The following is a 19738-nucleotide window of genomic DNA, read 5'->3' as shown; positions in this document are numbered from 1 at the left end:
CCCCGCGGAGCGGGATATGCCTCGGCAAGCCGAGGCATAGAGCGCGAATTGCGCAAGCGCAATTCGGATTCCGGCGCAAGCGCCGGAATGGAATTCCGCAAGCGGAATTCAAAAGGCAGGACAATTCGCGCAAGCGCGAATTGTGGGCACCCGCGCAAGCGCGGTTGCCTTGGCTGGCTACGGGGGAAGGTGCATCACGCGCGGGCCTGTGTAGGGCTTGGGGTTACTGGCCACCACCCCCGCAACGGATGTGACGGACTGTCGGCCTGATGGGGTGCCGGCCCCACCGCAGTGACGGGCTCCGCTGCGCTCCACCCGAACCCCTCCCCCACCCTCGAACCCGGCCGCTCGCGTTCACCAATACCCCGCCAGCATACCCTATGAACCGTGCGACCGGGGCGAGAATCGGCCAAGTATCAGCCTACAGGGGGAAGCTGTCGCAGGGATGATGCATCACGGGTGCTGACTGTGTAGAGTCTGGGACCAGACACCACCACCCCGGCCCGCCACTCATCGCGCCGGACTCTCATTCCTATTACGCGCCGCATTCCGCGAAAAGGAGAACACGGGAATGGCCGTGAAACTGCGTGAACACCAGATTGAGGCCGTAGCCGCCATCGTGCGCGGTCTCGATATCCCGCCGGGCGGCATTCCCTGGAATGGTCTGCGCGGGCAGGTGCACGCCGCGTGCGGGACGGGAAAGACCATCATCGCGGCAGCCTCCGCGAAAAGGATTGTGCCCAAGGGCCGCATTCTCGTGGTGGTGCCGACCCTGGATCTCCTGGCGCAGACCGTGAAGGCGTGGAGCGAGGCCGGGCACAAGGGGCCGGCGGTCATGGTCTGCTCGCCGCTGGACGACCCGGAGCTGTGGCACCTGGGGGTGCGGTCCACGACCAACCCGGTGCAGCTGGCGCTGTGGCACGCCACGGGGCCGGTGACCATCTACGCCACCTACGCGTCGCTGGGCGTGCTCGTGGAGGCGTTCGAGGGCGCCTACGGGCAGAAGCTCGTCCCGGTGGACCTGGCGGTGGTCGATGAGGCGCACAGGACGTCGGGCTCGATGGGTAAGGCGTGGGCGGACATCCACGACCAGACGAAGATCCCGGCGCACCGCCGGCTGTACCTGACGGCGACGCCCCGGATCTGGGAGGAGCGGCTGAACCGCGAGGTCGCCGAAGGGGTGCGCGATCCGCTGCCGCGCGAGATGGCGGCGAGCATGGACGACGAGAAGGTCTTCGGGCCGGTCCTCTACAAGCTGTCGCTGGCGTCGGCCGTGTCGCGGAAGCTGCTGGCGCGGTACCAGATCATCGTCCTGGAGCTCCAGGACCCGGTCGTCACACCCGAGAAGCTGATGGGCGAGGACCGGCACACCGAGGAGGTCCGCGGGCAGCGCCTGGGGGCGCTCCAGGCCGCGCTGCTGCACACGATGGAGCGGCACAACCTCCAGACCTGCATCACCTTCCACCACCGGACCATAGAGGCCGCGGCGTACGCGGAGGGCCTTCAGCGCGTGGCCAAGCGGCTGCACGCCGACCAGCCGGAGAAGTACCCGGCGGAGATCTGGGCGGACTGGCTGTGCGGCGAGCACGTCCCGGAGCGCCGGCGGGAGGTGCTGGGCAAGTTCGGCTCCACCGCCCGGCGCGCGGTGCTCTCCAACTGCCGCGTCCTCGGGGAGGGCGTGGACATCCGGGCCGTGGACTCCGTGGCCCTGCTGGACCCCAAGGGCGCTCCGCACGACATCGTCCAGGCGATCGGCCGCGCGCTGCGCCAGAAGCCCGGAGAAGGCAAGCTCGCCTCTTTGATCGTGCCGGTATTCCTCCAGCCCGATGAATCCCCCGAGGACATGTTCACCTCCGGTTCGTACAAGCCGTTGGTGAAAGTCCTTGAAGGTCTGCGGGCTCACGATGAAGAGGCCGTGGAATTGCTGGCGATCCCGCAAGAGCCTCAGAAGGACGTCGCGCAGCCCTCCGAATACATCGGTGCCGCGCCCGGTGATGACGAGGAAGAAACCCGTCTGCTGCTCCGTTTTGCGGCTCCCCGTGATCCGGTGATGGTCGCGAACTGGGTGTCCTTCAACGTGATCGACACGGAGCGGCAGGACTGGGCGCGCGGCTGGGCGAAGCTCAAGGAGTACGTCGAGCGGGTCGGGAACGCGAATGTGCCGTACGAGCACAAGGAGGGCGCGTTCCCGCTGGGGACCTGGGTCGCGGAGCAGCGACGGGCGTACGGGGCCGGGCAGATGAACGGCCGGCGCGCGGCGCGGCTGGAGAGGCTGGGCATGGCCTGGACGGCGGCCGACGCGCGGTTCCAGGAGAACCTGGCGGCGGCCCGGGTGTACTACGCGGAGCACTGGACGCTGTGCGCGCCCCGGTCGGCGGCCGCGCTGGACAAGCCGATCGGGCAGTGGCTGTCCAACCTGCGCCGTCCCGGCGCGCTGGCCGAACACCCGGAGTGGGAGGCCGCGTTGAAGGAGATCGACGAGGACTGGAACCCGTCGTGGCCCACCGAGTGGCAGAGGCACTACGCCGCGCTGCGCGAGCTGGTGCGCGACGAGGAAGGCCCGGCGGAGGTCCTGCCCGGCTTCACCGTGCACGGCATGGACGTCGGCAAGTGGCTGGCCCGGCAGCGGAAGCCCGAGGTGTGGGCGGCCCTGGCGGAGGGGCAGCGCGAGCGCCTGGAGGCCGTCGGCGTCACCCCGCTCGCCGCCGCTCCGGCCCCGGTGGAGCCGGACGTGTCCGCGGAGCCGTCCACGGCGCCCGTGAGCGCCTTCGAGAGGGGCGTTGCGGCCCTGGCGCAGTACAAGGCCCGCACGGGCTCGGTGAAGGTCCCCAGGGCCCACGTAGAGGCGCTGCCGGACGGGACGGAGGTGAAGCTCGGGGTGTTCCTGTCCAACACCAAGAGCCGCCGGACCAAGCTGACCGCCGACAAGCTCGCCGCGCTCGCCGGCCTCGGGCTCGAGTGGGCGGCCACGGAAGGAGCGGCGTGATGACCGAGGAGGACCAGGAGGCCGGGGAGCAGCGGGTGCAGGAGGCCGTAGGGCGGCACTCCCGCACCAGGGCCTTCGTGGAGGCGGAGGACGTCATCTCGGCTGTGCTGTCCGACCCTGGGGTGCGGGAGGCGCGGGAGCGGGTGGAGGCGGCGGAGACGGAGCTGGGCATGGAGCTGTGCGCCCGTCTCCAGCCGTTCCAGGACCGCTACGACCAGGCCGTGGCGGAGGGCGACGCGGACGGGCTCGCCGGTCTCTGTGGGGGCAAGCACGGCCGCTGGGGGCGGATCTGCGTCTTGCCCGACGGGCACGAGACCTCGATGGAGGAACCGCACTGGGGCCGCAACAGCGAAGGCCGGCCGATCGCGTGGGTGGGCAGCGCGCCTGACGACTGGTGAGCAGTGGCGGTGAGACCGGCGAAGGACCCCGGGGCGCACGAGCGGCCCGGGGTCCTTCGCTGTCCGGGGCCAGCGGCACCGCTCCCAGGCCCTACACGCACTGAGGTGCGATACCCGGGGACTTTGAGCTGCGGCATCGTACTGATGTGCGTGTAGGCCCTGGGATCTTCGGGGTCCTCCCCCGGCGAACTACGGGGCGGCCGGAGCTGGACGAGGAGTCGGGGGAGGTCGTGGTTCCCGGCAGGGGAAACCCAACCATCTGACTTGGTCTTCGTGGCGTACTTTGAAGACTTCCAGCGGGAACGAGCGGCGCGTGGGCGGGAACCATCTGACTTGGCTTGGTGACGGACTTTGAAGGTGCGGCCATCGTGAAGTCCGTCCGTGGCAGTTGCGGAGTGCAGCAGGTGGGGATGCCCAAACCATCTGACTTGGCTCACGACCTACTTTGAAGACGACTCGATTTCGGGGCGCTCCCTCTGCGCGGTGGTAGCTGCGGGCCGAGAGCCCCGAATCATCTGACTTGGCTCACGACCTACTTTGAAGTTCACGGCGTGTCAGGTCCTTCTCGGCTGGGGCACCCCTAGATGATCAGCGCATGAACGTGGAGTTGCCCGGAGTGCAGTGGGACGAGTTGTGGCTGCCGTTGCGGCCGTATGCGACGAACTGGCTGCAGGAGGGGATCCGGCGTGAGCGGCGGCCGGTGGCGATGACGCGTCGGTACGTGGAGGCGAACCCGTCGGCGGTGAGCAATCTTCTCGTCGTGGATGTGGACCACTCGGATGCGGTGCTGCGGGCGGTGTCGTCGGTGGGGTCGCATCCGCTGCCGAACGCGGTCGTGGAGAACCCGGTGAACGGGCATGCTCATGCGGTGTGGGCGCTGGCGGAGGCGGTGACGCGGACCGAGTACGCCCGGCGCAAGCCACTGGCCTACGCCGCCGCCGTCACCGAGGGCCTGCGCCGCGCGCTGGACGGCGATGCGGCGTACTCGGGGCTGATGACGAAGAACCCGCTGCACACGGACTGGAGCACCGAGTGGCTCCACGGCGGACTCCACACGCTCGGCGGCCTGGAGGAGGCGCTGAGCGGCCACATGCCGCCCGCGCGCTGGCGGGAGACCAAGCGGTTCCGCACCAACATCACCGGACTGGGGCGCAACTGCTCGATCTTCGAGACGGCCCGGACCTGGGCGTACCGCGAGGTACGCCACCACTTCGGCAGCCCCGACACCCTCCACACCGCCATCCACGCCGAAGTACACACCCGCAACGCCGAATTCGCGGAGCCGCTGCCGGCCGTGGAGGCGCGTGCGATCGCCAACAGCATCCACCGGTGGATCACGACGCGCTCCAGGATGTGGAAGGACGGTGCGGCGGTCTACGAGGCCACCTTCGTCGCCATCCAGTCCGCCCGTGCCAAGAAGGGCGGCGCAGCGCGCGCTGCGCGCCGGGACGAGCGCACCGCAGCGATGCTCGAGTACATGAAGGGGAAGCCGTGATGCAGGGGCCCAGGCGCGAGCGTCGCACCGCGACGGCCCGCGAGCTCGCGGACCGGTTCGGAGTGTCCCCGCGGACCGTGCGCAGCATGATCGCCGAGGAACGCGCGGCGTACGAGGACCGCTCCCGGCAACGACGGGACCAGATCGTCGAACTGCACCGACAGGGACTGAAGGGCTACGAGATCGCTCGCGAGCTGAATGTTTCCACCGGCCTGGTGTCCATCCGGCTCAAGGAAGCCCGCTCAGCCGGTGTCGACCTCACCCGCTACGCCGCTGCCAGTGAAACCCAGGAGCAGGGCCAGGCGTAGCGAGCCGGCCGGGTCAACCCTCGGCGCGCTCCCTCTGGATCCTCTGAATCCTGCGGGCCATGTCGACCTGCGCGCGGATCACCGTGTCGAACAGGGCCTCCGGATCGCCGTCGGGGCCGGCGCTCGCAGCCAGCAGCGAGGCGACTTGGCTGGCGAGGACTGTGACCACGTCGGCCGTCCCCACCGGGCCACGGACCTCGATCAGCTTGCGCACGGCATCGTCGATGCGGTCCATGGCCTCCTCGCCCTGGAGGAACAACCCGAGCCGGTCGGCGAGGAACATGCGGACGACCGCCACACCGTCGGCCAGGGCGGTGTCCACGTTGAAGTCGGCGCGGGCCTTATCCGACTCCTTGAGCACGGCCGGGATCGTGTACGTCCGCTGCTCCGGAATGAGGCCCTCCTTTCGCCACTCCTCGTACGGGGTGGGGCCGACGGCGTCACGGCGTGCACGGTGTTCGTTGGTCGGGCTGCCGCCCTTGGTGCGGCAGGCCCGCCCTGCGGCTGCCTTGCAGGTCGGGCATTCGACACGGCGCTTCCACGAGCGCACGAGATCCATCTCGGCATCCGAGCGGAGGTGTCGTCGCCACTCGCCGCCCCACGGGATGCTGTCCGATCCGTTCTCCACGCCCATTGCCCCCTGGGTCCGGTGGTGTGTGCCGTCGTCGGTGCCGTGATGACGACCGTACCTGCGGGGGCGCCCCTCAGCGGTCGATCGGGAGAATGCCGTCCAGGCCACTCTCGGAGAGAATCTGCTGGACCGTGTCGTCCAGGGTGCTGGCCGCTTCGATGACGGTCTCCAGGCCGCCTGGGAGCAGGTCCCTCTCTCGGTACCAGCCGCGTAGGTGGCCCTCGTTGACATGCGCGAGGTACTCGGCATCCGGTTTCGTCGCGTGCCGGAGCACCGTCTCCTCGAAGGGCACGTGAAGGTAGTAGCACCGTGTGACGCCCTGGTGAGCGCGCACCAGGTCCTGAAGCATCGTGCCGTAGCGGTCGGCGTACAGGATGCCCTCTAGGACGACGTGGAAGCCGTGGTCCAGGGCGTAGCGGGCGGTGAGGTCGATCAGGCCGATGTTGGCGCCGCCGGGCCGGTCGCGTTCGCGCAGCACGATGCGGCGCAGGTTGTCCTGGGCGACGATGGCGAGATTGCGGCCGAACTTCTCGCGCAGGCCGGCCGCGACGGAGGACTTGCCCGAGGCGCTGTTGCCTCGGAGCACGATCAGGCGCGTGTCGCTGGTCCCCACGGTGCCGTGCGCGGCCTCAGTCACCCGCGGCTCACCTGGATGCGGTTCTCGTGGAAGTGCTCCCAGTCCATAACCAGGCGGAAGCGGCGGTGTGCCTCCAGGCGCTCCGCGTCGGCCGGCTCCTCGCCGCGCTGGACACGGGCGTCGCCGGATTTCACGAGTTCCGCGAGAGCGAGCCGGACGTCGTCGACGTCCTGGCCCGTGGCTGCCGCCAGCCGGTCCAGAGAGGTGAGGGTCTCTGCCGGTTCACCCAGATCGTTGACCAGGTGGTCGATGAGGGTGTCGAGGAGCGGGCCGGTGCGCATCGTCCAGCGGATCCCATCAAGGCGCTCGGTGAGTTCGGGGTCCAGGGGCAGCAGGTCGCCGGGCAGCGGCAGCACGGCGGGCATGGACCACCGGGTGCCGTCCGGCGTCTCCTCGCGGCGGGCCAGGCCCCACGTCAGGTAGAGCTCGGACAGGTCCCGCACAGTGGTGGGCACCGGGAAGCCGGCGGTCGTCAGCATGGTGCTGAACTCCTCCCAGCGGGCCGCCTCGCATGCCTCGCGGCCCTCCGGCGCGGCCTCGTAGTCCCATTCCTCATCAGGCCAGGAGAAGGTGAGCGCGCCATCGAGGTCGCCGCCGATCATGTCCCAGTGCCCGTCGAAGATCTCTTGCAGAAGGTCATCCAGGGAACCGGTGAAAGCGGGCTGGCACGCCGTCCCGATCAGCATGGTCAACGGGAAGCCCTGACGGGGCAGGACGTGCTCCCAGCCCGACACCCACCAGTCGTTGTGCATCGCCATGTCCCGGCGCCGCCCGGGAACAGACGCCTTCTCAGTCATCCGCAGCTCTTCCTCGAAAACACCTCGATGCTCGCAGCGTACGCAGCGAGACGCGGCAGGTTCTCACAGACGCGCCACCCACGCCTGGTGGCGCGGGGCGACGCGCAGCTGCTCGCGAAGGCGGCCGCACAGCACTCCGACGCGCGTGCGGCCCTCCAGGACCTGCAGTCCGCTGTCCGCCGGGGCCAGGAGGCGCCGGTCGATGAGGAGCGGCGGGCGCAGCCACGTCCCGTGCTCTTCCCAGTACCGGCCCACTTCCGGGGGCCGCACCTTGACCCAGTACACCGGGTCGGCGGCGTAGCTCTCGATGCAGCCGGCGTCGCTCTCGCCGGTCGGCATGGTGGTGAAGGCCGCAGCCGGGATCGTCTCCAGCCCCCAGGTGATGGCGCACAGGTCGACGTCGCCGTAGTCGTCCAAGAAGTGGCCGTTGTCGCCGTGGTCGAAGAGGAAGTCCCGCAGGACGTCGTCCGGCCAGTGCAGCAGGGCGGCCAGTGCCGAGTCGGCGCGGAAGCGGTCGAAGCCGAAGCTGAGGCCGCCGTCCCGGCGGCGGGCCATCAGCGGGCCGAGGTCGTTGAGCTTCATGTCAGGCACCGCTCTCCAGCGCGTACAGCTCGTAGGGGACGGTTCCGGTCTCGGAGTCCCGGTCGGCCGTACCGATGCGGGTGAACCCGACTTTGGCAAGGACGCGGCCGGAGGCGGGGTTGTCGGGGTGGTGCATGGCCTCCAGCCGGTTGAGGCCGGCGGTGGTGAAGGCGACGGTGACGACCTGGTGGGCGGCGTGGGTGGCGTAGCCGTTGCCCCATCTGTCGTCCCGGAGGATGTAGCTGATGGTGCCCATGACCGGGGTGCGTCGGCGTAGAGAGATCAGGCCGATCAGGTCGCTCTCGTGGAGGATGCCCCAGCTCCACTGCGCGCGCGGTGTTTCGGCGGCTCGGGCCAGGGCGGTACGGATCTTGTCGTGGGCTTGGTCGAGGGTGAGGGGCTTGCCGGTGGTGTGCCGGATGGAGGCTCCGCTGTAGATGCGGGTGAGGGCGGTGGCGTCGTCGAGGGCCAGGGCGCGCAGGGTCACCATGCGGCGGTCAGCTCCTTCGCGGTAGGCCGGTCGGCGGGGTCGGGGGCCAGGCACGCGGTGATGGCGTCCTCGAACGCGGGGAAGGGCCACGGCCGGACGTCGCGCAGCGCGGTGGTAGTGCCCCGGGCGATGGCGGCCAGCTTCCCGGGCCGGTCGAGGTCGTCGGCGTAGGGGACGGGGCGCTGGCCGGTCCAGCACCAGAACAGGGAGGCGCCCAGGCTCCAGATGTCGGCGGAGGGCTGTGCCTGGATGTGGGTGTCGGCGGGGGTGTCGAGGATCTGCGTGGCGAGCTCGGGGGCGGTGGTGTGGGTGAGGGCGCCCCGGTAGGGGACGCGGCGGCCGTCGCCGGGGCCGCAGGCGAGGGCGTAGTCGATGACGGCGGCGTGGCCGTCGTGGGTGACCAGGGTGTTGGTCGGTTGGACGTCGGCGTGGGCCCACCCGGCGGCGTGCATGAGGGCGAGGTGCTCCGTCCAGGTGCGGGCGATGCCCGCGAGCCAGGGGCGGACCGAGGCGCGGTCTCCTTCCGGGCCGCGGGCGAGGGCGAGGGCCCGCCACAGGGGCGTCCCGTCGATCCAGTTGACGGCCAGCCACCGGCCGCCGTCCCAGGTCCCGGCGCTCACCCGGTAGTCGGGGTGGAGGGCGCCGGCGGCGGTGAGGCGACGGAGGTGGTCGTCCTCCTGGGCCATCTCGGCGGCCTTGTCGCGGGCGTCGTCGCCGTCGGGGTTGTTGGCCTTCAGCGCGACGGCACGCTTGGGGCCCTGGAGCTTCCAGGCCCGGGAGCCGCGCCGGTCGCTCAGGACGTGGATGGCGGTGGGTTCGCCGGTGTGTGCGGTGAGGAGGGCGACGGCTTCGCCGGGGGGAGCAGGTGTCGGGCCCATGTGCGGATCTCCGTCCACTCGGTGGGGATGTGCGCGAACACGTCGCGGCCGTCGTCGTCGGCCGCGGCGAGTGCGGCGGCCAGGTCGGGGGTCGCGGCGAGGAAGCGTGGGTCGCGGCGACGAACGGCGGCTCTCACGGGGAGGAACGAGGCGGGGGCCGCCGGGGTCCGGTGGCCGGCCGCAGTGACTTCCTCTTCTCCCGCGTAGAACTTGCCGAACATCACCCCGACCGGCCCGTAGAGGTTCTTCAGCACCCAGTGCGGCCAGGCGAGCAGGTCACGGTGCCGGGCACCGGGTACGTCGCCCAGCAGGACGATGTTCTCGCACCGCAGCAGGCCGTGCGGCCGGTTCAGCAAAGGGCGCAGCCACTCAGCGGCCTGGGCGCCCGCGTGGAACAGCTCCGCCTGGACGGCTTCGGCGTCGCCGTCGGCGCTGTAGACCGTCCAGGTCGTCAGACCCGCTCGCAGCGACGGGGCGAGGTAGGGGCAGTGGGCGGTCATCTGCCGCGCGTAGTCGCTGATGTCCACCGATCGTGGCCGGGTGGTGCTGGCCTCAACGAGGCGCAGCGCCCCGGCGGTGGGCCGGGGCGCTGCGCTGGTGCGGCCGGTGGTCACCGGCGGGCGGTCTCCGGCTGGTCGGGCGCGACGTCGTCGCCGTCGCCGCCGGCGGGGCCGCAGTCCCACTCCGCGACCACGGTGCCGGTCTCCCGGTAGCGGGCGACGGCGGCCTGGTCGAGGTTGCCGTCGGCGTCGGTGAACCAGATCTCCGGCAGCGGCCCGTACGCCTCTTCGTAGGCGGCGACCCAGGCGATCGGGCCGTGGCCGTTGTTGGCGACGTGGCGGATCGGCTGGCTGGCGGTCTCCAGGCACAGGGCCGCGTAGGCCGGGGTGCCGAGCAGTTCGTGCCACGCCTTGTCGACGGCCGGGGAGAACATCTCGGGTGCGGACTGGCCGGTCTTGAAGCGCTGGCCGGTGATGGTCAGGAACCGGCGCAGCTCGGTCGTTGCGGTGCTCACGGTGGTGCCCCTCTCGGTGTCGAGTGGTGCTCGCCCGGCCCAGGTTGGGCCGGGCGTGGTGCCGTTGCACCGCGCACCCGGGAGATCCGGTCCCGGCCGGGTGCGCGGTGGTCTCAGGGGGTTGTGACGACGTGCGGTGCGACGCCTGCGAGGCGGTCCAGGCGCTCGTACAGGGCTCGTACGAGGCGGGCGCGGCCCTGCGCGCAGCGCGCGGTGCCCTCCAGCGGGACGGACAGGCGGCGGTCGGCTTCCTCGAGGACGACGTCGGCCAGGGCGCGGGCGGCGTGGTCTTCGGGCAGCAGATCGGCGGCGCGGCGGACGTCGGCGGCGACGGCACGGGCGGTGCCAGTGAGCAGCAGGGCGATCTGCTCCAGGTCCGCAGGCGGCAGGGCGGTGTCGCCGGTCCACCCGAGCACGGCTTTGACCAGAGCCTTGTGGAGCTCCCGATCGAGGGGGAGTTCGGCGTCAAGCCGCCCCTCGGGATCGTGGAGGACCAGGTACGTGCTGCTCATCGGTGCCTCGCCGGGTCGTGTGGTCGCGGGCGGCACGGTCTCGTTCGTCGGACATCGACCGCATCACGACCGTACGGGCGGGCCCGATGCGGTAGGACTGACCGTGAGTACGGGTTTCGGTGCGCAGGGCGACCGGGGAGCAGGCCGGTATGGGCAGGCCCAGGCGAACATCAGCAGGTGCGGTGACCGGGTTCGTGCTGCGCCTGGTCCGCGAGTCGATCCCTTCCACGCAGGCCGCCTTGGCGGAGGCCCTGGGCGTGGACGTCGAGACGCTGCAGGGCTGGGAGTCCGGGCGGCGCCCGTTGGCGAACATGCGGGCCGGGGCGCTGCTGGAGCTCCGGCGGCGACTGCCCGCGTTGGGTGCGGACGTGGCGCTGGTGCCGTGGCTGGATGCGGCGATGGACGCGGACCGGATCATCGCGGCCGGGCTGGACGGTGAGGCCGGCGGGCCGCACCCGCTCGCCGGGTGGGTCCACACCCGGGACACCGCTCACATGCTGGCCTGGGCGCTGAACGGCACCGTCCCGCCGGCGCTCGCCGGGCGGTTACCCCGGCCCCGGCGGGGTCCGGTCGCCGTCGCGCCGCAGCTGGCGGCCGCGGACCGGACCGTGTTCTTCGACCACCTGCGGGACACGACCGAGGCTGCGGCCCGGCAGGGCGAGGGCGGGGTGCTGCTGCACCGCCAGGCGCTCTACCTCGCCTCGTACGACCGAGGGCCGGACGCGGCCGCGTGGACCGCACACACCCTTCACCGACGCCGTGACGTGCTGGCCCGTCGGGGCTGGTCACCGCACTGGGCGGAGGCCCGCTCCACCGCCACCGCGCTCGCCCGCCTCGGTGACCCGCAGCCGCTGCTGGACTTCATCGACCGCGCCCTGGCCGACGACGACACCGCGGAAGCCGCGAACCTGAACTACTGGGCCCTGTGGCTGGGGGCCCTGCCGCTGCCGCAGCCGGACGACACGTTCATGCGGGACCGCGACCTGTCGGGCTGGGATCCGGTGACCCTCCTGCGGGGACTCGCCCGCGGCCTGCACCTCGCGCCCGGCTACGTCGACCTGTACGCGCACTCGCTGTGGGCGCTGCTGACCGCGTTCCCGTGGCTGCCGCAGGCGGCCGGGCAGTTGGCCGGGCCTCTGCGCGAGCGGGCCGGCCAGCTCCTGGACGGGGCAGCACTCTCGGGAAGATCCAGGCGCGAGCTCACCCACGTCCACTACGTTTTCGATCACAACCGCTGACACCGGAGGACCGCATGGCCGACGACACCACCAAGGGCACCGCGAGCTTCATCTCCGAGATGGGCGTGCTCAAGCGCGTCGCCAGGACCGGCTGGTGGTTCACCGGCAACAAGGCCCCCGAATCCGTCGCCGAACACTCCTTCCGCGTCGGGGTGATCGGCTCGGTGCTCGCCATGATGGAAGGCGTCGACCCCGCGAGGGTCGCGCTGATGTGCCTCTTCCACGACAGCCAGGAAACCCGCGTCGGAGACATCCCGCACATCGGCCGGCGGTACATCAAGGCCGCCCCGAACGGCGAAGTCACGGCCGACCAGGTCGCCAACGCCCACCCGGCCGTACGCACCGGGGTGCAGAGCGCGGTCGACGAGTACGAGGCCGGCGAGACCCCGGAGGCGATCGTCGCCCGTGACGCCGACAAGCTCGAATGCCTGGTGCAGGCCGTGGAGTACCGGGAGCAGGGCTACAGCCTCACCCAGAACTGGATCGACACCAGCCTCGCCTCGCTCAAGACGCCCTCCGCAAAGGCCCTCGCCGATGCCGCGCTGAGCATGGACTCGCTCCAGTGGCAGAAGAACTTCCTGCACTGATCAGTTCCAAGCAACCGCTGACCCACGCCCTGCTGGGGCCCACCCGCCAGCAACGGGTGAGCCCCAGCACGATCGGCGCCTCACCCAGCGCGCCGTCTGCAACCTGGTAGCGGAGCAGACGGCTCAGGACGCAGCGAGCGTCGTGACGGGCCTGGAGGCCGAACGCGGACCCCGGCGCCCCGCCGGCATGCTTGCCGTCACCGGCGCCTCACGTTCCGGTGCCTGTTCCTGAGTCGGTGCTCCCTTGCTGCGGCGCAGCACCGCTTGGGCGTACAGGCACTCCAGTTCAGCGGCCTGGGTGCGCAGGCTGTCGGGTGTCGCGCCCGGGTAGTCCTGGAGGATCTTCCACCCGCTGTACCAGTGGGCGCCGTCGACGCTCGCGGGAAGGACCAGGGCGGCGGATTCGAAAGCGGCGAGTTCGGCGAAGCTGCCCTGTCTCTCCCTTGAGAGGGAGGCCAGCCAGATTTTCAGTGTCGCCGCTTTGCGGGGGCGGTCACTGAATCGCGCGCTGAGCTTGCGGAGGCGTTTGGCGTGCTGATGCAGGAGGAACGTGCCGAGCTGCGTAGCCAGAGCGCGGGCGCGGGCAGCCTCGCTGGGCGTGAAATAACGGCCCAGTTCGGAGAGTTCGTGATCGCGAGCATCAGAGGGCTTGGTGTGCACGACCCGTATTGTGCTCCGCCGGACCTCCGACTAAAGGCAGCGCCACACCCCGGCACGGGCGCAGCGGGCAGCACCTTCCAACGGGGCCGACGGGCGGCCATCGGCTTCGGCCAGGCCGCCGCGGCCATGACAGCATCTGGTCTATCCGGGTGAGCGAACCCCGCGGCCGTGGCATTCGTGTGTGCGGCGCCTCTACCGTGCGGCCATGGACTCCACCCCGATGCCCGAGCCGCTGCGGCGGGCGATCCACCAGCTGGTCTCCGAGGCGGTCGCGAACTGCCAGGAGGTGCTGCGGTACACCGAGCCCGACCAGGCGCACACCTGGAAGCGGATGACGCTGTACCGAGCCACGGATGCAGCGGACACGATGAACATGCTGGCCATGCTGATCGCCACGTACTGCCAACGCACGGGCGTGGGCCGGGAGTCCCTGGAGTCGTACCTCCAGCTGGAACAGCAGCGCGACCGGGCCAAGGGGCCAGGGGACGGGGAGTGGGCGCACCTGGCGGGACTGCTGGGCGAGGACGCCCCCGTCGGCGCGAGCGAGCCGGGAACGTGGGCCAGCATGCAGTACCGCTCCGGGCAGCGGCACGCCACCAACGCGCAGCAGGTGGAGGACGACCCGCAGAAGCTGTTCACCGAGGCCGTCCTGCACGGCCTGAAGGCCCGCCTGTGCGAAGACGTTGCCTCTCTGGACAGCTACCTGCCGCCGCACGTCGCGGAGCTGGCGCGGAAGGTCGCCAGCGTCCTGGAAGAGCCGCAGCCGGCCACCGCGTGACGGCGGGGGCCGCAGCGTCGTTGGACGGTGCGACCCCCGAGCCGGGCCCCGGGGACGTCATGGCTGATCCCCCGGGGCCCGTGGTGTGTCCGGCCGGTCAGATCTTCCCGGCCGTCGTGGCGGCGGCCCAGTCGGCGGCTTCGGTGTCGGTCAGGAGCAGGACCTGCGTCGGGTGGGCGGTGGTGCCCTGGACGACGTGGACGCGGCCGGGGCGGCTGCTGCTCTTCGGGGCGGGGTTGATCTGCGGGGCGAGGCGGCTCCAGGTGCGGGTGGTGACCCGGCCCAGGACCACGGTGGAGAACTGCTCGCGGGTGAAGACGCCCAACGGGGTGGTGTCGAGCTGGCCGGCGAAAAGGACGTGCATGCGGGCCGCGCGGCCCTCGAAGAGGAGCTCGTGGAGGGCGTCGACGGCCGGGGAGGTCTTCGGGTCGTTCGCCTGCCGGACCTTGTCCCAGTAGCGGGTCAGCTGCCTCAGCGTGTGGTGGGCGACCTCGAGCAGCACCGTCAAACGCGGCAGGTCGTCGCAGTCGCCGTGCTGGTCGCTGTGGGCGATGCGGCGCTGCAGCTCGGTCCGGAGGCCGACCAAGGCGTCGTGGATGGTCTCGATGCCGCGGCAGTAGGTGACGTTGTCGATGCCCAGGGCCCACGTCTGGGAGATCCGCTTGGAGTCGAGGATCACGGTGTGCGCGCCGTGGTGCAGGAGCTGGGCGGCCAGGGTGCGCAGGGCGGTCGAGGTGCCGCCGCCGGTGGCGGAGCAGACCAGGACGTGCGGCGATTCGGTGTCCCAGTCGATGGTGACCGGCTGCCCGTCGGCTCCGAGCCCGATGAGGGCCTGGGAGGCGGGCATCGCCGCCAGGTGCTCGCGCAGGCCCGGGTCGGTGAGGCGCAGCAGCTCCGGGAGGGTGCTCTTGTCCTTGTTCCACAGCATGGTGCGGTGTTCCTTTTCGTTACTGGTCCTGGTGAACCGGGTGTTCTCCAAGGGGTGGATCGTGTCGGCTGAAGCGGACAGGCCCGGTCAGTCGAGGTCGGTGGTGCCGGTGGCCGCGCGGGGCCGGTTGCGGGCCCACTTCTTGAGGTCGCCGACGCGGTAGAGGAGTTCGGCGCCGCGCTTGCCTGCCGGGCCGGGGAAGGCCGGGTCGTTGGCGCGGGCGAAGCGCAGCGCGGCCAGGGTGATGTCGGGGAGGTGGTGTTCGGCGGCCTCGCGAAGCCCCACCGCCTGGTCGTCGTCGACCGGGGCCGGGGGCGCCGCTGGCGGGGTGGCGTGGGCCGCGAGTTCGTCGGGCGCGGCGGCCGAGGCCGGGGGGAGGTTGTGGGCGTCGGCGGCCCGGTTTCCGCTCGCGGACGGCTCGTGGGCCGGCGGGAGTTCTCCGGTGCCGGTGGGCCGGGTGTCGGAGAGGGAGTCGGCGGGCGGTTTGTGCAGCTGCACCGGGGCGGTCCCGTCGGCGGCCGCGGCCTTCTTGCCGGTGGTGGCCCACTCGCGGGCTTCGGCCTCGGTGAAGAACAGGATCTGCGTCTCCCGCGCGGACCCGCCGGAGACGACCTGGGCGCGCCCCTGGTGCTTGGTCGACTTCGGCACCGGGTGGACCTCCGGGGCGAGCATCCGCCAGGCGTTCACGCTGTAGTTGGCGAGGATGCGGAAGGAGAACTGCTCGCGGGCCTCCGGGCCTCCCAGGGCGCGGGCGGTGGCGGACTGCGCGACCAGGAGGACGTGCATGCGCAGCTGGCGGCCCATGTAGAGGATCTCGTTGAGCGCGTCGATCGCCGGGGAGACCTTCGGGTCGCCGGACTCGCGGGTCTTCTCCCAGTAGCGGGCCAGCTGCTTCATCGTCGCGTTGACCTCTTCGAGGAGGATCAGCAGCCGCGGGCCGATGTCCTTGGGGTCGGCGTCGATGCCCAGCTGGTCGGCGACGCGGGTGCGGCGCCGGCCTTCCATGCCGAGGGCGATGAGCTGGTCGTGGATGTCGGCGATGTCGCGGCAGTACGTGACGCCGGGCAGCCCGGACGCCCACGGGTGGGAGATCCGCTTGGTGTCGAGGACGAACACGAGCGATCCGTGGTGGAGCATCTGGCAGGCGATGCACCGCAGGGTCACTGACTTGCCGCCGCCGGTGGAGGCGTTGACCAGGATGTGCGGGGCTTCGGCGTCCAGGTCGACGGTGACGATTCGTCCGGCGGAGCCGATCCCGATGACGGGCGCGGACTCCTTGGCGGCGGCCACGATCTCGCGGATCTTGGGGTCCTTGAAGGCGGCCTTGGCCGGGGGCTTGCGGGTCTTCTTGACCGTCACGTACGTCTCGCGGCCCGCCAGGTGCCAGGAGAAGGTGACGCCCTCCAGGGCGAGCTTGGTGGCGATGATCTCGGCGACCAGGTCCTTGGAGAAGTCCAGGCGGCCCGGGACGTCCACGCGGATCACCGCGTCGTCCTCGGAGAAGTTGCGCGGGATGTGGAGGTAGCGGCGCGGGTCGGTCTGCTCCGGCAGGCGCAGCGGCAGCGCGAGGGCTTCGTGCAGCGGGAGCACCCACTCCCGCATCAGCTCCCGGCGCTTGCGTGTGAGCGCCAGGTAGGCGGCGGTCCCCACGGCTGCGGTCGATGCCGCGGCGATCCCGGTCTGCTCCAGCGCGGCGATCGCAGGATCGGGGTTGGCCCATATCTCCTGGGCGGTGGCGACGGTGGCGTCCTGGTGGACCCACCCGGCCTGGTAGCCGCCCGTGCCAATCGCGGCCAGCGTGCTGATGCGGAAGGTCAGGCGCTTCCACCCGGCGCGGTAGGAGGAACGCGAGACGCGGCCTTCGACCTTCGGCAGGACCCTGGTTCCCGAACGCCAGAACGTCGCGTCGGTCCGCTTCACCCCGTCCATCGGTCGGCCGGCCAGGAACCTGCCGATGCCGAACATGAGGGATTCGGCGGTCTCCTCCACCTGCTTGTCGAACTTCGTCTGTGCCATCGGCCGTGCCCTTTCGGTGTGCGTCCCGGCACCTCACACCCGGAAGCGGACACGAACCGTAAAGTCGCTGGCCTGTGGATAGAGCGCGGCGAAAAGCGGGCCCTCAGCCGCGATCGGTGGACAACTTTCCGGCCCGAAAATCCGCAGGCGCCCCGCCTGTGCGGCGCGGTCGGTACAACGGTGAGGAGAGATCACCCAGGGAGGGGCTGCATGACCGAGCACGACGACGCGCCCGAGTACAAAGCCGCAGTGGAGCGCGCGAAGCAGTACGAGGCGATGGCCACCCGGTACGTCAAGAAGGCAATGGCGGGCGAGGCGGGCGCAGCACAGATGGCGCAGACGTTCGCGTCGCTGGCGGCCGCCGCCCGGATGGAGCGCCTGGACTGGCGTATGCGGGTGCTGGGCGACCAGCTCGGGGACGTGAAGAAAGCGATGGACCGTCTTCGCCTCAAGCTGCCCGAGCGGTGACGTCCATCAAGCTGGCAGCGGCGCTGCTTACTGTGGGGTCGTGACCACGCCCTCCGACGACGCAGCCAAGCCGGTGCCGGTGCGGGTCGTGCTGCCCGCCGACCCGCTGCTCGGGCACCCGGAGCAGGAGGTCGTGGCACGGCTGTGGAGGCGGCGGCAGACCGAGACCGGGTGGGTGTACCTCGTGGGCCTGCCGTCGTACCGAGACCTCGAGGACGGCGGCGTGGAGGCCGCGGAGTACCGGGTGTGGGTCCGGGCGCCCGAGCACGTGCGGCCGGTCGACGGCATCGACTACGACCAGGTCCCCACCGAGCCTCTTCCGCCGCCGCCGCCGACGTCGGTGGTCCGCGAGGTCCTCCGGGAGCGCCGGCCTTCGGGCTGGGTCCTGGCGAAGGTGCGGGAGGGGCGGGGCCCGGCCCGCGGGGTGCTGCACGCGCCGGACTGCGAGGAAGCGCCGCAGGGCGCTCCGCTCCTCGATCTGGAGCACGCGTTGAACGTCGCGGAGAACCCGGGGACGCAGCTGTGCACGCTGTGCGGCTGTGCTCAGGAGCTGACGCCGCTGCTGAGCGGGTTCGATCAGATCTCCGACTCCTGACGCCGGCTCGGATCCTCCGCTCACTCGTAAGGATCATGTGCTCCGGTTTCTCGGACGCCTGCCTCCCTCTGCTCGTACGGTCCGCTCGGACGCGGCCGCCCGTGCCCGCCTAAAGGGAGCAGACCATGACCGACGTCACCGCCGAACCCGGGGACACCGACGAGCCCGGGGAGAAGCTGGACTGGGACGAACGCTGGGTGAAGCTGCTGGAGCGCATCGACCCTCACGCCGCGTTCGCGCTCGCGGTGTTAGGCGGCTTCGGTCTGCTGGCCACGCTGGGCGTTACTGGCACCCAGTTGCACGACTGGCTGGAGCGGGATCAGGGCCTGCGCGGCGCCTCCGTGCCGGTGACCGTCCTTCTCCTGGGCGGGGTCGTCATCTGGTCGGGGTTCCTGCCGTTCCGGACGGATCGGCACCTCGTGATCGACGTCCCGGCCCTGACCGCGTACGGGATCGTCTTCTACGGCGTTCACTGGGGCATGATTCCCACCGTGCACCCGCAGACCGTCTCGTGGTGGATCTGGCACACCGTCCTGGTCACGCTGCTGTGCACGCTCCTGCCGGCCCTGCCCGCCGCCATCGCAGCTCTGATCGACAGGAGTTCCGATCCGGCCCCGGTGAAGTAGAAGGTGGGCCCTGGCCTGCCGGTCCACAGCGTGGGCGTGCAGTCCCTTGATGGTGAGGGGCGGCAACCGAGGCCGGGCTACTCGGCCACGTCGTCGGGGTCGGGCAGTCGGGGCGGGAAGTGCCGCTCCAGGATCTCCGCCCACTCGTGGAGGACGACGAAGCCGGTGGTGTCGGCCTGCGCCTGGACCAGCTCGGTCAGCGCGTCGATGAACGGCTGAGCAGGCGTGCCCGGCGGCATCGCGGCTGCGGCCTGCTTCAGCCGGTCGTGGGCGGCCGGGAAGACGCCCTTCGCCCAGGCTTCCTGTTCTTCGATGCGGCGGGAGCCTGCCTCGAAGTTGATCTGCATGATGGTCCACTGCGGGCAGTCCGGCGTGTGCCACATCTGAATCGGCATGCCCACCCCGACGCAGGCGTTCTCAGGACTGGGGCCAGCCTTGCAGTCCGGGCACAGTTCGCCCTCCGTCTCCGCGAAACCCTTCATCGGGATGCTCCCCTCGCCTGGAAGGACACGAGCCTGCCACGAGGGATCACCGGCTGACCAGCGCTTTGGGTTTGGCCATCGGCGGGGACCGTCGTCCAAGGTGGGGCAATGAGCGCTCTCCGACCCGGTGACATCTGGCTCTGTTCACGTCGCAGAGCAGCGTTTCGGCAGCAGTTCGGGAGGCACCGTGCGCGCCGGATATTCATGAGTACGGGCAGCACCTTGGTGGCGATCGGTGGAGTGCCGTTTGCCGCCCGGCTGGATGCCGGGGCAAAAGTGCTGGCTACGGGCGCAGGTGGAACCACCGCGGCGGCGTTGCCGAGTGCCGGCAGGCGCCTCCCGTTCTCGTGAACATCGACTTCACCGGTCTGCGGGTGCCTCCCGGAGTCATCGACATCTGCCGTCGGAAGTCGTGAACAAAGCCAGACATCACTGACGAGATGATCCAGGCCATGGACACGGCCAAGCGGCAGGGACTGCAGAAGGACCTGCGCGCCCTCGCCGCCAACATCCGCGCCGACGCCGAAGGCCGCTACGAAAGCGCGGAGCCCGGATGGCGGGCGGGAGTCGAGTGGACGCTGCTGTGGATCGAGAACACCGCCGCCCAGCTGACCGAGGGCAGGCCGTAGGC

The 19738-nt window shown here is 70.8% G+C and carries 24 protein-coding genes; 11 read left to right on the top strand and 13 right to left on the bottom strand.

Annotated features, from left to right (window positions below; translation table 11 throughout):
* Positions 1-571: 571 nt before the first annotated feature.
* The 4 genes from ACGF5U_RS31015 (at position 572) to ACGF5U_RS31000 (ending at position 5187) form a co-directional block, all read left to right on the top strand.
* Positions 572-2986, top strand: a complete 2415-nt coding sequence (locus ACGF5U_RS31015; protein ID WP_392717928.1) for a Helicase associated domain protein — start codon at positions 572-574, stop codon at positions 2984-2986.
* Positions 2986-3384, top strand: a complete 399-nt coding sequence (locus ACGF5U_RS31010) for a hypothetical protein (RefSeq protein WP_392717930.1) — start codon at positions 2986-2988, stop codon at positions 3382-3384. Before ACGF5U_RS31015 ends, ACGF5U_RS31010 begins: the two co-directional genes overlap by 1 nt.
* A gap of 595 nt (positions 3385-3979) precedes the next feature.
* The gene (locus ACGF5U_RS31005) at positions 3980-4879 is read left to right on the top strand and encodes a replication initiation protein (RefSeq protein ID WP_392717932.1); all 900 of its coding nucleotides are present in this window, start codon (positions 3980-3982) and stop codon (positions 4877-4879) included.
* An 86-nt stretch (positions 4880-4965) separates the two neighbouring features.
* Positions 4966-5187: a hypothetical protein gene (locus ACGF5U_RS31000; protein ID WP_392818956.1), complete on the top strand. Its 222-nt coding sequence runs from the start codon at positions 4966-4968 to the stop codon at positions 5185-5187.
* Between the two features lie 13 nt (positions 5188-5200).
* On the opposite strand, the gene ACGF5U_RS30995 is transcribed toward ACGF5U_RS31000, so the two are convergent.
* The 9 genes from ACGF5U_RS30995 to ACGF5U_RS30955 all read right to left on the bottom strand — a co-directional run bounded on the left by ACGF5U_RS30995 (position 5201) and on the right by ACGF5U_RS30955 (position 10729).
* Positions 5201-5746, bottom strand: a complete 546-nt coding sequence (locus ACGF5U_RS30995) for a hypothetical protein (protein ID WP_392717936.1) — start codon at positions 5744-5746, stop codon at positions 5201-5203.
* Positions 5747-5891: 145 nt separating this feature from the next.
* Positions 5892-6455, bottom strand: coding sequence for an AAA family ATPase (locus ACGF5U_RS30990; RefSeq protein WP_392717938.1), 564 nt, complete (start codon positions 6453-6455; stop codon positions 5892-5894).
* A complete protein-coding gene (locus ACGF5U_RS30985) occupies positions 6452-7252 on the bottom strand; it encodes a DUF6042 family protein (RefSeq protein ID WP_392717940.1) in 801 nt (266 codons plus the stop codon). The genes ACGF5U_RS30990 and ACGF5U_RS30985 overlap by 4 nt, the downstream gene beginning before the upstream one ends.
* A gap of 63 nt (positions 7253-7315) precedes the next feature.
* Positions 7316-7834, bottom strand: coding sequence for a hypothetical protein (locus tag ACGF5U_RS30980; protein WP_392717942.1), 519 nt, complete (start codon positions 7832-7834; stop codon positions 7316-7318).
* Between the two features lies 1 nt (position 7835).
* Entirely contained in the window at positions 7836-8324 is a 489-nt protein-coding gene (locus ACGF5U_RS30975) for a GNAT family N-acetyltransferase (RefSeq protein WP_392717944.1), read from the bottom strand.
* Complete coding sequence (locus ACGF5U_RS30970; RefSeq protein WP_392717946.1) at positions 8318-9202, bottom strand: hypothetical protein; 885 nt, start codon at positions 9200-9202, stop codon at positions 8318-8320. The genes ACGF5U_RS30975 and ACGF5U_RS30970 overlap by 7 nt, the downstream gene beginning before the upstream one ends.
* On the bottom strand, positions 9118-9816 hold the full coding sequence (locus ACGF5U_RS30965; RefSeq protein ID WP_392717948.1) for a DUF6875 domain-containing protein: 699 nt from the start codon (positions 9814-9816) through the stop codon (positions 9118-9120). Before ACGF5U_RS30965 ends, ACGF5U_RS30970 begins: the two co-directional genes overlap by 85 nt.
* Positions 9813-10217 (bottom strand): hypothetical protein, encoded by a 405-nt coding sequence (locus ACGF5U_RS30960; RefSeq protein WP_392717950.1) that lies wholly within the window; start codon positions 10215-10217, stop codon positions 9813-9815. Before ACGF5U_RS30960 ends, ACGF5U_RS30965 begins: the two co-directional genes overlap by 4 nt.
* 113 nt (positions 10218-10330) lie before the next feature.
* Positions 10331-10729 carry a DUF6415 family natural product biosynthesis protein gene (locus ACGF5U_RS30955; protein WP_392717952.1) on the bottom strand — a complete coding sequence of 133 codons (399 nt, stop codon included), beginning with the start codon at positions 10727-10729 and terminating at the stop codon, positions 10331-10333.
* 182 nt (positions 10730-10911) lie between these two features.
* Here ACGF5U_RS30955 and ACGF5U_RS30950 point away from each other — a divergent pair, with 182 nt between their 5' ends.
* Together ACGF5U_RS30950 and ACGF5U_RS30945 are read left to right on the top strand one after the other, a co-directional pair.
* Positions 10912-11967 (top strand): helix-turn-helix domain-containing protein, encoded by a 1056-nt coding sequence (locus tag ACGF5U_RS30950; protein WP_392717954.1) that lies wholly within the window; start codon positions 10912-10914, stop codon positions 11965-11967.
* Between the two features lie 14 nt (positions 11968-11981).
* Positions 11982-12554 carry an HD family hydrolase gene (locus tag ACGF5U_RS30945; RefSeq protein ID WP_392717956.1) on the top strand — a complete coding sequence of 191 codons (573 nt, stop codon included), beginning with the start codon at positions 11982-11984 and terminating at the stop codon, positions 12552-12554.
* Positions 12555-12677: 123 nt separating this feature from the next.
* Here the strand turns inward: ACGF5U_RS30945 and ACGF5U_RS30940 are convergent, their stop codons facing one another.
* Positions 12678-13214, bottom strand: coding sequence for a hypothetical protein (locus ACGF5U_RS30940; RefSeq protein ID WP_392717958.1), 537 nt, complete (start codon positions 13212-13214; stop codon positions 12678-12680).
* A gap of 205 nt (positions 13215-13419) precedes the next feature.
* On the opposite strand from ACGF5U_RS30940, the gene ACGF5U_RS30935 reads away from it, so the two are divergent.
* Positions 13420-13992, top strand: coding sequence for a hypothetical protein (locus tag ACGF5U_RS30935; protein ID WP_392717960.1), 573 nt, complete (start codon positions 13420-13422; stop codon positions 13990-13992).
* Positions 13993-14089: 97 nt separating this feature from the next.
* Here ACGF5U_RS30935 and ACGF5U_RS30930 read toward each other — a convergent pair whose 3' ends face one another.
* Both ACGF5U_RS30930 and ACGF5U_RS30925 read right to left on the bottom strand, forming a co-directional pair.
* On the bottom strand, positions 14090-14971 hold the full coding sequence (locus ACGF5U_RS30930; protein ID WP_392717962.1) for a hypothetical protein: 882 nt from the start codon (positions 14969-14971) through the stop codon (positions 14090-14092).
* A 36-nt stretch (positions 14972-15007) separates the two neighbouring features.
* Positions 15008-16936 (bottom strand): pRL2-11, encoded by a 1929-nt coding sequence (locus ACGF5U_RS30925; RefSeq protein WP_392717965.1) that lies wholly within the window; start codon positions 16934-16936, stop codon positions 15008-15010.
* 210 nt (positions 16937-17146) lie between these two features.
* Here ACGF5U_RS30925 and ACGF5U_RS30920 point away from each other — a divergent pair, with 210 nt between their 5' ends.
* The 3 genes from ACGF5U_RS30920 to ACGF5U_RS30910 all read left to right on the top strand — a co-directional run bounded on the left by ACGF5U_RS30920 (position 17147) and on the right by ACGF5U_RS30910 (position 18625).
* A complete protein-coding gene (locus ACGF5U_RS30920) occupies positions 17147-17404 on the top strand; it encodes a hypothetical protein (protein ID WP_392717967.1) in 258 nt (85 codons plus the stop codon).
* 40 nt (positions 17405-17444) lie between these two features.
* Positions 17445-17999 (top strand): DUF6233 domain-containing protein, encoded by a 555-nt coding sequence (locus tag ACGF5U_RS30915; protein ID WP_392717969.1) that lies wholly within the window; start codon positions 17445-17447, stop codon positions 17997-17999.
* 125 nt (positions 18000-18124) lie between these two features.
* A complete protein-coding gene (locus ACGF5U_RS30910) occupies positions 18125-18625 on the top strand; it encodes a hypothetical protein (protein ID WP_392717971.1) in 501 nt (166 codons plus the stop codon).
* 77 nt (positions 18626-18702) lie between these two features.
* Here ACGF5U_RS30910 and ACGF5U_RS30905 read toward each other — a convergent pair whose 3' ends face one another.
* Positions 18703-19107 (bottom strand): hypothetical protein, encoded by a 405-nt coding sequence (locus ACGF5U_RS30905; RefSeq protein ID WP_361972909.1) that lies wholly within the window; start codon positions 19105-19107, stop codon positions 18703-18705.
* A gap of 452 nt (positions 19108-19559) precedes the next feature.
* Between ACGF5U_RS30905 and ACGF5U_RS30900 the strand changes: the two genes are divergently transcribed.
* Positions 19560-19736 carry a hypothetical protein gene (locus tag ACGF5U_RS30900; protein WP_392717973.1) on the top strand — a complete coding sequence of 59 codons (177 nt, stop codon included), beginning with the start codon at positions 19560-19562 and terminating at the stop codon, positions 19734-19736.
* The last annotated feature ends 2 nt before the right edge of the window (positions 19737-19738 follow it).

Origin of the sequence: Streptomyces sp. NPDC047886 (assembly GCF_043204435.1) — a bacterium.
Lineage (GTDB): Bacteria > Actinomycetota > Actinomycetes > Streptomycetales > Streptomycetaceae > Streptomyces.
This window is presented reverse-complemented; position numbering and strand designations above follow the sequence as displayed.